The organism is uncultured Pseudokineococcus sp. (genome assembly GCF_947499845.1).
Lineage (GTDB): Bacteria > Actinomycetota > Actinomycetes > Actinomycetales > Quadrisphaeraceae > Pseudokineococcus.
Window position 1 is genome coordinate 157,578 of record NZ_CANMPM010000002.1, and the last position, 13,800, is coordinate 171,377.

The window sequence follows — 13,800 nt, forward strand, 5'->3', positions numbered from 1 at the left end:
CCGTGACCGCGCCGCGCGCTGGTCGCCGTGCACCCTCAGGCCACCTCGGCGGCGGCCGGCAGGTAGTCCGACCACCCCGGCCGCGCCTCGACGCCCGCGACCACCCACGCCGGGCCGGCGGGCGCCGCCGGGCGGGTCCGCAGCGCCCAGCCCATCTCCTCCGGGGTCCGGTCGCCCTTCTGGCCGTTGCACCGCAGGCAGCAGGCCACGAGGTTCTCCCACGTGTCCCGGCCGCCGCGGCTGCGCGGGAGCACGTGGTCGACCGTGGTGGCAGAGCGCCGGCAGTAGGCGCACCGCGCGCCGTCCCGGCGCAGCACCCCGCGCCGGGAGACGGCGACGCCGTGCGCCCGCGGCACCCGCACGTAGCGGGTGAGGAGGATGACGGACGGGCGGGGCAGGCTCAGCGTCGTCGCGACGACGGGGAGCTCGTCGGCCGCGAGCACGACCGCCTTGCCGGCGAGGACGAGCACGAGGGCCCGTTTGAAGGAGACGACGCCGAGCGGCTCGTAGCCGGCGTTGAGGACGAGAGTGCGCATGACGACCCCGATCTGCGCGCCCCGGGCCGGTGCTCCGCACCGGGGGGACGAGCGCTCGCTCCGCGGCTGGGTCGCTCGCGGAGGGTGGGAGACGCACGACGGCGCCGACCATCGGTGGTCGACGCCGTGGGGTGCGGGGAGCGCGGGGCTGGTGCGCAGCCGGGTGGCCACGGGCAGCTGCCCGCTCCCGCCGGGGACGTGACGGGGGCACCGCGGCGCGACCCGGCCCTGGATCGGGCTGGACGCGCCGGTGCTGCCGCCACGGGACCTCCTCGACGGGGCCGGGCGCGGACGTCCGCGCCGGCGCGCTCACGGTACGTCGCCGCGGGCCCCGCGTCACCGGGGTTGCGCCCGCGTCGTGCGCCCGACGTCGCCGCGTCGTGCCGCCGTCGCACGACGGTCGCCCGCGCGTCGCCGTCGCGCCCCGTGCGCGCGAGCGCCGGTCGTGGGCAGGGGAACACCGGGCGGGGTCACCGAGGACGGGCGCGACGACGACGACGGCCCGCCACCCCGGGAGGGCTGGCGGGCCGTCGTCGACGCCCGGCGGGAGCCGGGCGGTGGGTCGTCAGTAGCGCACGAAGTAGACGTCCGAGGTCCACATGTCGCGCAGCGACACCGACTTGCCCGGGCGGGGCGAGTCGTACCACTGGTTGCCGCCGGCGTAGATGCCGACGTGCGAGCCGTCGGAGACGACGGCGAGGTCGCCGGGCTGCGCCTCCGAGCGGGAGACCCGCTGGCCGGCGGCGCCCTGGGCGGCGGCGGTGCGGGGCAGCGAGATGCCCGCCTGGGCGAAGACGTACTGCGTGAAGCCGGAGCAGTCGAAGCCCGCGGGCGTCGTGCCGCCGTAGGAGTAGGGCGTGCCGACGTACTGGGCGGCGATGTCGAGAACCGAGCCGCCGGCCGAGGACGGGGCGGCGGGGGCCGGCTCGGGCTCGGGCGCCGGGGCGGGCTCCGGCTCGGGGGCCGGGGCTGCCTCGGGCTCGGGGGCCTGCTCCACCGGCGCGGGGGCGCTGCGCTCGGCGGTCCGGGAGGTGCTCTCCGTGCCCCGGCCGGACGACTCGCTCGACGAGCCCTCGTCCGAGGAGGTCTCGTCGGCCGGCTCGTCGGCGTCGGCCTCGTCGGCCACGACGACCGGCGCGGGGGGCGGCGGCGGGGGCGGGGGCGCGATGACGCCGAGGGCGGCGCCACGGGCGAAGGTCACGGGCACGTCCGCGGCGACGGTCAGCGCCTCGGTGGCGACGGGCGCCGCCGTCTCGACGCGCTCGGCGGGCGCCGTCAGCGCCGGGGCGGGGCGAGGGGCGCCCTCGCGCGGCTCCGCGACGGAGGCGCTCGTGCCGAGCGTCAGGACGAGGCCCGTGGAGGCGCCGATGACGACGCCGCGGCGGGCGACCACGCCGGCGCGCGCGGCGACGGCCTGCTGCAGGCCGGTGATGGGGGTCGACACGGGCCCGGGGGCGGCGTGGCGGGCGCGGTGGCGCGCGGAGGCGTGCAGGGGCACGGGCGGTGACCTCTCCCAGTCGCCTGCGAGGTGAGCTGTCGGGTTCGGGTGGGAGCCACCCGGCCGTCTCCCCTGGTCGGGAGGACCGGCTTCACCCCGAGGTCCCGCGTCAGCGGGACGGCCGGAGCCGTCCCGCGCCGCGGGACCGGAGATCCTGGGTCCCCCGCCCCTGCCGTCGTCGAGCTCGCTGGGACCTGCGACCCGGCGGCAGGGCTCGGCGCTCCGGGGCAGACGCCGCCCGGTGCGCCGGGCAGCGCGCGGACCGTACCCCACGGTGACGGCGCCCGTCACATCTCGGTAACGGACCCGCGCGCCGCGCACGACACGCCGTGACGACGGCGACGCACCGTCACCGAGGGAGGCTCGCCGCCCGCACCGCGGACGCCGTCGGGGCCAGCCGCCGACGGCGGCTAGCGTCGCCGTCGCGACTGGTTCCGCCGGCGTCCGCGCCGGAGGACGAGAGAGGGAACCCGGTGGGAGACCGGGACTGCCCCGCAGCGGTGTCCGGGAACGACCGCCGTCATCGAGCACTGGGCTCCGGCCTGGGAAGCGACGGCCAGTAGGAGGACCGAGAGGTCCGCGCCCGGGAGTCCGAAGACCTGCCAGCCGTCCGCCCGGGCGACCGCCCGGGCGGTGGATGACGGCCGCTCGGGACGGCCGGAGCCCGCCCGCGCCGGCACGGCGCGCGCCCGCGCCCCGGCGCGCGGGGCGCCCCGCGCCGTCCGCGTCCGCGCGCCCGCCGCCCCCGGGCGCCGTCGTGGACTCGCGCAGGAGAGATCCATGACCAGCACCACCAGCACGGCCCCGACCGGCAGCACCGAGGGCGGGCTCGAACCCGCCCCGGGCCACCGCCCGTCGCCGACCGCCCTCGGGTACCCCCGCCAGGGGCGCGACCGGGAGCTGAAGCGCGCCCTCGAGGCCCACTGGGCGGGGCGGCTCGACGCGGCCGGCCTCCTCGCCGCCGCCGAGGAGGTGCAGGACCAGCGCTTCGCGGCGATGGCGGGCGCCGGGCTGCGGGAGGTGCCCGTCGGGGACTTCTCGCTCTACGACCACGTGCTCGACGCCGCCGCGCTGCTGGGGCTGCTGCCCGGCGCACCGGCGGCCGGGGGCCGGGAGGCCCGGCTCGCCCGGCTCTTCGCCGCCGCCCGCGGCGCGGCGGACGCGCCCGCGTGGGAGATGACGAAGTGGTTCGACACGAACTACCACCACCTCGTGCCCGAGCTGGGGCCCGACGCGGCGCCGTCGCTGCACGCGGAGGACCTGCTTGAGCAGGTGCGCGGCGCGCGGCGCCGCGGGCTCGAGCCCCGACCCGTCGTCGTCGGGCCCGTGACGCTGCTGCGGCTGTCGAAGCCCGCGGACGGCGCCCCGGCCGGGTGGCGCCCCGACGCGCTGCTGCCCCGCCTGCTGCCGGTCTACGCCGAGCTCCTGGCGCTGCTCGCCGCGGAGGGCGTCACGTGGGTGCAGCTCGACGAGCCGGTGCTCGTCACCGACCTCGACGACGACCTCGCCGCGCTGGCCCGGGAGGCGACCGAGCACCTCGCCGGGCTGGCCGACCGCCCCCGGCTGCTCGTCGCCGGGTACTTCGAGCGCCTCGGCGACGCCGCGCCGCTGCTCCTCGCGGCGGGCGCGGACGGTCTCGCGGTGGACCTCGCGGGGGCCGACCGCGCCGAGGTCGAGGCCCTCGCCGCGCTGCCGGGGCTCGCTGGGAAGCGGCTCGTCGCCGGGGTCGTCGACGGCCGCGGGGTCTGGCGCCGCGACCTCGCCGAGGCCCTCGACCACCTCGAGGTGCTCGCGGCATCCGGCGCGCACGTCGACGTCGCCCCCTCGTGCTCGCTGCTACACGTGCCGCACGACGTCGAGCGGGAGGTCCAGCTCGACCCCGAGGTCCGCTCCTGGCTGGCTTTCGCCGACCAGAAGCTCGCCGAGGTGGCCGTGCTCGCCCGCGGGCTCGCGGACGGGCGCGACGCCGTCCGCGCCGAGCTCGCGGCGTCGGCCGCGGTGGTGGCCTCGCGGCGGGCCTCGCCGGTGACGCGCTCGGCCGCCGTCCGCGAGCGCGCCGCTGGTGTCGTCCCGGCCGACCTCGAGCGAGGGACGCCCGCGGCCGAGCGGCGCGCGCTCCAGGCCGCGGCGCTGGGCCTGCCGCTCCTGCCGACGACGACCATCGGCTCCTTCCCGCAGACGCCGGAGATCCGCCGCGCGCGGGCGGCCCACCGCACCGGGTCGCTCGACGACGCCGGGTACGAGGCGGCCATGGAGGCGGAGGTGCGGGCCGTCGTCGCGGCGCAGGAGGCCGCGGGCGTCGACGTCCTCGTCCACGGCGAGCCCGAGCGCGACGACATGGTGCGCCACTTCGCCGCCCGCCTCGACGGCTTCGTCACGCCGCTCCACGGCTGGGTGCAGTCCTACGGCAGCCGGTGCGTGCGCCCGCCCGTCGTCGTGGGGGACGTCTCCCGGCCGGCGCCGATGACGACGCGCTGGACGGCGTACGCGCAGTCGCTCACCGCCGCCCCGGTCAAGGGGATGCTCACCGGCCCGGTGACCGTCCTCGCCTGGTCCTTCCCGCGCGACGACGAGCCCCGGTCGACGACGGCGCGCCAGCTCGCGCTGGCGCTGCGGGACGAGGTGGCCGACCTCGAGGCCGGCGGCGCGCGCGTCGTCCAGGTCGACGAGCCGGGCCTGCGCGAGCTGCTGCCCCTGCGCGCCGCCGGGCGCGCGGAGTACCTCGCCTGGGCCGTCGACGCGTTCCGCCTGGCGACCGCCGTGGCCGCGCCGTCCACGCAGGTGCACACGCACATGTGCTACGCCGAGTTCGGCGACGTCATGGCCGCCATCGACGCCCTGGACGCCGACGTCATCAGCCTCGAGGCGGCGCGCTCGCGCCTGGAGGTGCTCGACGAGCTGGCCGCGGAGGGCTACGACCGCGGCGTCGGGCCGGGCGTGTGGGACATCCACTCCCCGCGCGTGCCCTCCGTCGACGAGGTGGCCGACCACCTGGCACGGGCCCTGGAGCGGCTGCCCGCGGACCGGCTGTGGGCCAACCCCGACTGCGGGCTCAAGACGCGGTCGGTCGAGGAGGTCGCGGCGGGGCTGGCCTCGCTCGCCGCCGGGGCCGCGCGGGCGCGCGAGCAGCTGGCGGGCTGAGCCCGGGAGGGCCGGCCACGTCCCGCGGGTGCGACCACGCGGTCGCGCCCGCGGGACGGGCCCGGCGCCTCAGGCGCGGGGGGCGACGAAGACGTGCGAGGCGACGGAGTCGGCCAGCTCGAGGCCGACCTCGGCGCCGTCGGCGCGCACGACGACCGAGCCCTCGGCGCCGCGGCGCGCGGGCGCCCGGCGCTCCAGGGCCACGGCGCTGCCCGGGCGCACCTGCGCGGCCGCCAGCTGCGCCATGACGACGTGGTCGTACTGCACGGGCTCCCCGAGGCGCCGGACGAGGAAGACGCCCTCCCGCTCGCTCGCCTCGACGAGGGAGACGACGCCGTCGAGGAAGGACGACGACGCGTCGCCCGCGCCGTCGGGCGCGCCGCCCTCGAGCTCGCCCAGGCCGGGGATCGGGTTGCCGTAGGGGGACTCCGTCGGGTGGTCGAGGAGCTCGACGAGCCGCTTCTCGACGCGCTCGCTCATGACGTGCTCCCAGCGGCACGCCTCCTCGTGGACGTACTCCCAGTCCAGCCCGATGACGTCGGTGAGCAGGCGCTCGGCGATGCGGTGCTTGCGCATGACCCGCGTCGCGAGCGTGCGCCCGGTCTGGGTGAGCTCGAGGTGGCGGTCGCCGCTGACGACGACGAGCCCGTCGCGCTCCATGCGGGCGACGGTCTGCGACACGGTGGGGCCGCTCTGCGACAGGCGCTCGGCGATGCGGGCGCGGAGGGGGACGATCCCCTCCTCCTCGAGCTCGAAGATCGTCCGCAGGTACATCTCGGTGGTGTCGATGAGGTCGCTCACGCGGTGTCTCCGTGTCCGTCGTCGTGGCACCGAGCGGCGTCGGTCTTCCCTGGAACGATCCTAGAGTGGCGCGCCCCGGCGGCGCCTCCCCCGCCGCCGGCCCCTCCTCGCCGGCCCTCCTCGCCGACCCCTCGTGCGCCACTCCCCGCCGCCCTCACGGTCTCGTCCGCGGACCCCGCGCAAACCTCTGGCGCGGCGCCGGGGGCGGACGTACGGTGCCGCCACACGAGAGAGGAGGTGGTCCGTACAGTGAGTGGTACAAGGACGCGTGAGGTGGCTGCCCGCTAGCCGCCCGAGCACCTCGGACGACGCTGCCCAGCAGTCGAGTCCGGCCGCCGACCGGGGAACAGGCCCCGGTGCGACAGAGGCGACCGGCGAGATCCCGGCAGCCACCGCAGCCCCCGGGTGCCGTGCCCGTCCAGCACGGCGCGACGTCGACGACGTCGGACCCGGGGGCTGTTCCGCGCCCTGGCCCGGGGCGCCCCCTGCGCGAAGGTGACGCCCCCTTCACATCTGGGCCGCCTCCCGAAGTGAAGGTGACGCCTCCTTCACGCCCGGGCCCCCTCCCCACGCGAAGCTGACGCCCCCTTCACGCCCGGGCCCCCTCCCCACGCGAAGCTGACGCCCCCTTCACACCCAGGGCCCCTCCCCACGCGAAGGTGACGCCTCCTTCACGCCCAGGGCGCCTCCCCGCGTGAAGGTGACGCCCCCTTCACGCCGGCGGGTCGCCCCTCAGGGCTGCAGGCGCGCGAGGCGCCAGGCGCCGGCGTCGTCGAGCCGCGACGGCTCACCCGTGACCGACGTCCACGCCGCGCGGTCGTGCAGGCGCGAGGCGCGCCCGGCCCACAGCTCGACGGCGACGGGCAGCACCCGCACGCCGCCCCAGGTCGGCGGCAGCGGCACCTCCTGCCCGGCGAAGCGCTCCTCCAGCTCGGCGACGCGGTGCTCGAGGTCGGCGCGGCTGGCCACGGGCTGCGACTGCGCCGACGCCCACGCCGCCACCTGCGACCCGCGCGGGCGCTGGGCGAAGTAGGCCGCCGACTCCTCGCGGGTCACCCGCTCCACGCGCCCCCGCAGGCGGACGTTGCGCGACATCGCGTGCCACGGCAGCACCAGCGCCGCGTGCGCGCGGGCCTCGAGCTGGCGCCCCTTGGCCGACGCGAGGTTCGTGTAGACGACGGCGCCGCGCCCGTCGAGGCCCTTGAGCAGCACCGTGCGCGCGTCCGGGACGCCGTCCGCGTCGACGGTCGCGAGGACGACGGCGCCCGGCTCGACGACGCGCTCGTCCGCGGCCGCGTCGGCGTACCACCGCTCGAGCAGGCCCAGCGGCGCGAGGGGCGGGTCGGCGGTCCACAGCGGCGCCTCGTCCTCGAGGCCCGTGCCCGTGTAGGAGACCCGCGCGGACGGGTCGACCACGGGCTCGCGCGCCCCGCCGTGCTCGCCCGAGGCGCCCGACGGCGCCCCGCCGCCCCCACCGCCGTGCTCGTCCGCGACCACGCGCGGCAGAGTAGGCCCGCCGGCGCACGGGCGCGCCGGGCGAGCGCGCCGCCCGCGGGGGCGGTGGAGGGGAGTCGCGGTGGACGACGACAGCGCGGCCGCGCGCGGAGCGGCCGCCGCGGGCGAGCACGGCGCGCCCGGCGGCCTGGCGCGGGAGGCGTCGCTCGCCGCGCGCGCCGCCCGGACCACGGCGGTGAGCGAGACGGGCCCCGGCGTCCTGCGCTACCGCGGGCGCGACGTCGCCGACCTGGCCGGCAGCACCCCCTTCGGGGAGGTGTGGGCGCTCCTCGTCGACGGCGCCCCGCCGTCCGGCGCCCACGACGGCGCCCTGCCCCCCGCCGAGCCCTTCCCCCTGCCGGTGCGCACGGGCGACGTGCGCGTCGACGTCCAGAGCGCCCTGGCGCAGGTCGCGCCCGTCTGGGGGCTCGCGCCGCTCATGGACACCCCGCCCGAGCGGGCCCGCGAGGACGTCGCCCGCGCCAGCGTCCTCGCCCTCAGCTTCATCGCGCAGTCGGCCCGCGGGCCGGAGGCGCCGATGGTCCCCCAGCGCCGCGTCGACCAGGGCCGCACGACGGCCGAGCGCTTCCTCCTGCGCTGGCGCGGCGAGGTGGACCCCGACCACGCCCGCGCGCTCGACGCCGGGTGGACCGTCCTCGCCGAGGACGGGCTGACGCCGGCCACGGTCACCGCGCGGACGGTCGCCGCCAGCGGCGCCGACGCCGCCGCGTGCCTGTCCGCGGCCGTCGGCACGATGAGCGGCCCCCTGTGCGCCGGGGCCCTGCCGCGCGTCCTCCACGTGCTCGACGCCGTCGACCGCACGGGCGACGCCGACCGCGTCGTCGCGTCCGTGCTCGACGGCGGCCACCGCCTCATGGGCTTCGGCCTCCACGGCCGCGGCGGCCCCGACCCGCGGGTGCCGCTCCTGCGCGACGCCGTCCGCGAGCTCGCGCCGGCGCGCCTGCCGAGCGCCCTGGCGCTGGAGGAGGCAGGCGAGGCCGCCCTCGCCGAGCGCGCCCGCCCGGACGCCGACGGCCTGCCCCGCACCGCCAACGCCGCGCTGTGGGCCGCCGTGCTCCTCGACGGCGCCGGCGTCCCGGCGTCGATGCTCACCCCGCTCGTGCTCTGCGCGCGGACGGCGGGGTGGTCGGCGCACGTGCTGGAGCAGCACGCGGTCGACCGGGGGGCACGACCCGCGAGTCGCTGACGGTCGGCCCGAAGCCGGTTACGGTGCGCGGCACGGGAAACGGGACGGGAGGCGCATGACGAGCGGGGGGCACGTCGCCGCGGAGGCGCGCGCTCGCGCGCTCATCGACGCGCAGCTGACGGCGGCGGGCTGGTCAGTCCAGGACAGGGGCGACATCAACCTCTGGGCCGCGAAGGGCGTCGCCGTCCGCGAGGTGCCCATGGCGCCCGGCCACGGCCGCGCCGACTACCTCCTCTACGTCGACCGGCGCGTCGTCGGCGTCCTCGAGGCGAAGCCCGAGGGGACGAGGCTGTCCGGCGTCGAGTGGCAGTCGGCCATGTACGCGACCGGTCTGCCCGCCGACGTCCGCCACAAGGCGGTGACGACGGACGGCCGCCTGCCCTTCGTCCTCGAGTCGAGCGGCACCGAGACGCACCTCACCAACGGCTTCGACCCGTCGCCGCGTGCCCGGCTCGTCAGCCACCCGCCGCAGCCGGCGACGCTCGCCCGGCTCGTGCGCGACACCGAGACGGACCCGGACCGGGCGACGTGGCGCGCGAAGGTGCGGCACCTGCCGCCGCTGGCGGTCGAGGGCCTACGCCCGGCGCAGATCACCGCCATCGGGGGCGTCGAGCGCTCGCTCGCCGAGCAGCAGCACGACCGGTCGCTCGTGCAGATGGCTACAGGCGCGGGCAAGACCTTCACGGCGATCACGCAGGTGTACCGCTTGCTTCAGCACGGCGGCATGCGGCGCGTGCTGTTCCTCGTCGACCGCAACAACCTCGCCGACCAGACGCTCGCGGGGTTTCAGAACTACCGGACGCCGGGCGACGGGCGCCGCTTCACCGAGATCTACAACGTCGACAAGCTGACGAGCGCCGGCGCGCTCGGGAGCAGCTCGGTCGTCATCTCGACCATCCAGCGGGTGCACGCGGTGCTCCGCGGCCGGGAGGCGGGCACCGAGGACGACCCGAACCTCGACGGGTACGTGCCCGACCGGCCCGTCGAGGCGCCGTACAACGCCGCCGTCCCGCCGGAAGCCTTCGACCTCGTCATCGTCGACGAGGCGCACCGCTCCATCTACGGGGTGTGGCGCGGGGTGCTCGAGTACTTCGACGCCCACGTCCTCGGGCTCACGGCGACGCCGGGCAAGCAGACGTTCGGCTTCTTCCGGCAGAACCTCGTCAGCGAGTACACCTACCCGCAGTCGGTCGTCGACGGCGTCAACGTCGACTTCGACGTCTACCGGATCCGGACGCAGATCAGCGAGCAGGGGTCCGTCATCGACGCCGGCACGGTGGTCCCGACGGTCGACCGGCGCACCCGGCAGCGCAAGTACGTCGAGCTCGACGAGGAGCTCGCCTACACGGGACCGCAGCTCGACCGGGCGGTGACGTCGACCGACCAGATCCGCACCGTGCTGGAGACCTTCCGCGACCGTCTCTTCACCGAGATCTTCCCCGGGCGCAGCGTCGTGCCGAAGACGCTGGTGTTCTGCAAGGACGACGCGCACGCCGAGGAGGTCGTCACCACCGCCCGGCAGGTCTTCGGCATGGGCAACGACGCCGTCCGCAAGATCACCTACAACGCGCAGGACCCGAAGCGGGCGCTCAACGACTTCCGCCAGACGGCGGCGATGCGCATCGCCGTGACGGTGGACATGATCGCCACGGGCACCGACGTCCGGCCGCTGGAGTGCCTGCTGTTCATGCGGGACGTGCGCAGCGCCCAGTACTTCGAGCAGATGAAGGGCCGCGGGGCGCGCACCATCGCGCCGACGGAGTACCAGGCGGTCACGCCGGACGCCACGGAGAAGACCCGCTTCGTCCTCGTCGACGCCGTCGGTGTCACCGAGCACCCCTTCGTCGAGCCGCCGCTCAACCGGCAGAAGGGCGCCTCCCTGCAGAAGCTGCTCGACCGGGCAGCCAACCTCACCCTCACCGAGGACGAGGCGGCGACGCTCGCCTCCCGGTTGTCCGCCCTCGAGCTGCAGCTCTCCCCCGCCGAGCGCACCGAGCTCGACGAGGTCGCCGGCGGGTCGGTGCGCGACGTCGTCCGCAGCCTCGTCGACGCCGTGGACCCCGACGTCCAGGCGGGCGTCCGCGCCGGGTTGGAGGGCGAAGAAGCCGACCGGGCCGTCACCGAGCTGCTGGAGCGGGCGACCGAGCCCCTGGCGGCCAACCCGCCGCTACGAGCCCGCATCCTCGAGCTGCGGCGGGCGAAGGACCGCGTGGTCGACGAGGTGAGCGAGGACGTCCTCCTCGACGCCGGCGGCGTGGTGGACACCGACCGCGCCCGCTCGGTCGTCGAGAGCTGGCGCGCCTACCTCGAGGAGCACCGCGACGAGATCACCGCGCTGCAGGTGCTCGAGGAGGCCCGCGACCGGCACCTCTCCTTCGACGACATCGAGGAGCTGGCCAACCGCATCAAGCGCCCGCCGCACAGCTGGACGCCCGACCTGCTGTGGCGGGCCTACGAGGTCGTCGAGACCGGTCGGGTCCGTCACCGCGACAAGGACCGTCTCACCGACCTCGTGTCCTTGCTGCGGTTCACGCTGGGCCAGGATGACGAGCTCGTGCCGTACGCCGACGGTGTGGCCGAGCGCTACGCCGCCTGGCAGCGCCAGCAAGAGCAGGCCGGCGTGCGCTTCACCGACGACGAGACGTGGTGGTTGGACCGCATGGCCGAGGTCATCGCCTCCTCCGCCGGCATCGCCCCGGACGACCTGGAGACGGCGCCCTTCACCGAGCGCGGCGGCCAGGACGGGCTGCTGCGGGCGCTGGGGAGCGACCGAGGGGTCGAGCTGTTCCACGAGCTGAACCGGGAGCTGACGGCGTGACGGCGCTTCCTGACGACTGGCGACCCGCCACTCTGGGCGAGATCAGCACGCGCGTCCGGAACGGCATCTTCGCTCGACGCCCGAGCAACGAGCCCCCCGGCACGCCGATCCTGCGCATTAGTGCGGTTAAGGCTGGGCGCGTCGATCTCTCCGACGTCAAATACGTACAAGAGATCGACTTTACAAGTCGACGAGTTCCGCGTCCGCGATGACGATCTCCTCGTGACGCGTTACAACGGTTCGCGCCACTTGGTGGGCGTGTCGGGCCTCGTCAGCGGTGTCGAGCGCGACATTCTTCATCCGGATAAGTTGATCAAGTTCTCACTCAGTAGCGGGCACGACGCGCGCTTCGTCAACCACCAGTTGGCATCTGCTAACGCGCGCGCCCACATCGAACCGTTGATCCGCACGACGGCTGGCCAATCGGGGATCAGCGGACCTTCCTTGCGGAGTACGCCTCTGGTGCTACCGCCGCTCGACGAGCAGCGGCGCATCGTCGCCGTCCTCGAGGACCACCTCTCCCGCCTCGACGCCGCCGACGCCTACCTCGCCTCGGCTCACGCACGCGCTGAGGCGATGCGTCTCTCGACCGTCCAGCGCCTCCTCGCGGGGGCCCCCTCTGCGGCGACTGCGCTCGAAGACCTCCTGGACGTTTCGATCGGCGGCGTCTGGGGCAGCGCACCGGGTGAAGAAGCAGTCGACGTGGCGGTGCTCCGTGTGACCGAGCTCCGTCCCGGTGGCCGGCTCGACGAACGCACTGCCGCGCGACGCTCGGTCTCACCTGGTCAGCTCGCGAGCCGACGACTACAGGTGGGTGATCTTTTGCTTGAGAAATCCGGCGGGGGGCCCAAGCAACCGATCGGGCGCGTTGGCCTCGTCGAAGCGGTCACCCAGGATTCCGTGTGCGCCAACTTCATGCAGTTGATGCGCCCCGACCCGCGGTGCGCGTTACCCCGGTTCTTGCACCTCTATCTCAATCACCTGCATAGTCGCGGCGACACCCTCAGCATGCAGAAGGCGTCGACCAACATTCGGAACATCAAGGCGTCCGAGTACGTGCGTCTACCCGTACCCCTCCCCTCGTTGGGCGACCAACACCGCATCGTCGCGCAGGCGGCCGCCGTGGACGCCGAGGCTGAAGGCCTCAAGGAAGCGGTCGCCGTGGCGACGCGACGCGGTCGAGCACTCCGTCGCGCCTTCCTCACCGCCGCCTTCACCGGCCGGCTGACGGGCCGGTCCAGCGACATGGACGTCGCGGAGGAGCTGGCCGAGGCGGCGTCGTGACCGTCCCCGACTTCCAGACGCTCATGCGCCCGCTGCTGGCCGAGCTCGTGGAGCGCGAACCCCACCGGGTGCGGGACCTCACCGAGCGGATGTCCGACCCCTTCGAGCTGACGGACGCCGAGCGGGCGCAGCTGCTGCCGAGCGGGCGCGCGCGGCTCATCGTCAACCGCGTGGGGTGGGCGGTGACGCACATGGCGCAGGCCGGCGTCGTCCACCGGCCACAGCGCGGCCACCTCGTGCTCACCGACGCGGGCGCCGAGGTCCTCGCCGCGCACCCGGACCGCGTGGACATGACGGCGCTGTCCACCTTCGCGGCCTACCGCGACTTCCGCAGCCGCACCTCGGCCGAGGCAGCGCCGCCCTCGGTCGACCCCGTCGTGAGCACCACGCCGACGACGCCCGACGAGGCCCCGGACGTCACCGCAGCGACGTCGCCGCAGGACCTGCTGGCGCAGGCCGTCGCCGAGAACCGCGCCGCCGTCGAGAGCGAGCTGCTGGACCGCGCCCTCGCCCTCACCCCCACGGACTTCGAACGACTGGTCCTCGAGCTCCTGCGCGCCATGGGCTACGGCCGGGCGGGCCGGCTCGAGCACTCCGGCGCCTCCGGCGACGGGGGCATCGACGGCATCATCAGCCAGGACTCGCTCGGCCTCGACCGCATCTACCTCCAGGCCAGGCGCTACGCCGCCGACCACTCCGTCGGCAGGCCCGAGCTGCAGGGCTTCGTCGGCGCCCTCGCGAGCAACCAAGGTGATCGAGGGGCCCGCTCGTCATGAGCAGAGGATCACGATGAGCACCTTCACCAAGGACGCCCGGGAGACGACCGACAAGGTGAGCCACCGCGTCGAGCTCGTCGCCGGCGCCCGCCTCGCCGCCCTCATGCTCCGCCACGGCGTCGGCGTGCAGGCCGAGGCGACGGTGACGCCGCACCGTCTCGACCAGGACTCCTTCCAGGCCCCACGCCCCTTGACAGGTTGAGCGCGCCTTAACGCATCTTGTTAAAGTGCGTCCAACTGGTTAA

The 13,800-nt window shown here is 75.9% G+C and carries 10 protein-coding genes and 2 riboswitches; of the genes, 6 read left to right on the forward strand and 4 right to left on the reverse strand.

Features of this window, described 5'->3' with window-relative positions:
* Positions 1–35: 35 nt before the first annotated feature.
* Together Q0789_RS02745 and Q0789_RS02750 are read right to left on the reverse strand one after the other, a co-directional pair.
* Positions 36–536, reverse strand: coding sequence for an HNH endonuclease (locus Q0789_RS02745; protein WP_171204312.1), 501 nt, complete (start codon positions 534–536; stop codon positions 36–38).
* 565 nt (positions 537–1,101) lie between these two features.
* Positions 1,102–2,034, reverse strand: a complete 933-nt coding sequence (locus Q0789_RS02750; protein WP_298801884.1) for a C40 family peptidase — start codon at positions 2,032–2,034, stop codon at positions 1,102–1,104.
* 5 nt (positions 2,035–2,039) lie between these two features.
* A riboswitch (cyclic di-AMP (ydaO/yuaA leader) is annotated at positions 2,040–2,167 on the reverse strand.
* Between the two features lie 328 nt (positions 2,168–2,495).
* Positions 2,496–2,635: riboswitch (cobalamin riboswitch) on the forward strand.
* Between the two features lie 179 nt (positions 2,636–2,814).
* On the opposite strand from Q0789_RS02750, the gene metE reads away from it, so the two are divergent.
* Complete coding sequence (gene metE / locus Q0789_RS02755; protein WP_298801886.1) at positions 2,815–5,175, forward strand: 5-methyltetrahydropteroyltriglutamate--homocysteine S-methyltransferase; 2,361 nt, start codon at positions 2,815–2,817, stop codon at positions 5,173–5,175.
* Between the two features lie 69 nt (positions 5,176–5,244).
* Here metE and Q0789_RS02760 read toward each other — a convergent pair whose 3' ends face one another.
* Both Q0789_RS02760 and pdxH read right to left on the reverse strand, forming a co-directional pair.
* Positions 5,245–5,976: a metal-dependent transcriptional regulator gene (locus Q0789_RS02760; RefSeq protein WP_298801888.1), complete on the reverse strand. Its 732-nt coding sequence runs from the start codon at positions 5,974–5,976 to the stop codon at positions 5,245–5,247.
* Positions 5,977–6,708: 732 nt separating this feature from the next.
* On the reverse strand, positions 6,709–7,473 hold the full coding sequence (gene pdxH, locus Q0789_RS02765; protein WP_298801890.1) for a pyridoxamine 5'-phosphate oxidase: 765 nt from the start codon (positions 7,471–7,473) through the stop codon (positions 6,709–6,711).
* Between the two features lie 79 nt (positions 7,474–7,552).
* On the opposite strand from pdxH, the gene Q0789_RS02770 reads away from it, so the two are divergent.
* The 5 genes from Q0789_RS02770 to Q0789_RS02790 all read left to right on the forward strand — a co-directional run bounded on the left by Q0789_RS02770 (position 7,553) and on the right by Q0789_RS02790 (position 13,757).
* Positions 7,553–8,677 (forward strand): citrate synthase, encoded by a 1,125-nt coding sequence (locus Q0789_RS02770; RefSeq protein ID WP_298801891.1) that lies wholly within the window; start codon positions 7,553–7,555, stop codon positions 8,675–8,677.
* Positions 8,678–8,732: 55 nt separating this feature from the next.
* The gene (locus Q0789_RS02775) at positions 8,733–11,495 is read left to right on the forward strand and encodes a DEAD/DEAH box helicase family protein (RefSeq protein WP_298801892.1); all 2,763 of its coding nucleotides are present in this window, start codon (positions 8,733–8,735) and stop codon (positions 11,493–11,495) included.
* 222 nt (positions 11,496–11,717) lie between these two features.
* Complete coding sequence (locus Q0789_RS02780) at positions 11,718–12,779, forward strand: hypothetical protein (protein WP_298801893.1); 1,062 nt, start codon at positions 11,718–11,720, stop codon at positions 12,777–12,779.
* Positions 12,776–13,555, forward strand: coding sequence for a winged helix-turn-helix domain-containing protein (locus Q0789_RS02785; RefSeq protein WP_298801894.1), 780 nt, complete (start codon positions 12,776–12,778; stop codon positions 13,553–13,555). Before Q0789_RS02780 ends, Q0789_RS02785 begins: the two co-directional genes overlap by 4 nt.
* A 13-nt stretch (positions 13,556–13,568) precedes the next feature.
* Positions 13,569–13,757: a hypothetical protein gene (locus Q0789_RS02790; RefSeq protein ID WP_298801895.1), complete on the forward strand. Its 189-nt coding sequence runs from the start codon at positions 13,569–13,571 to the stop codon at positions 13,755–13,757.
* Positions 13,758–13,800 lie beyond the last annotated feature (43 nt).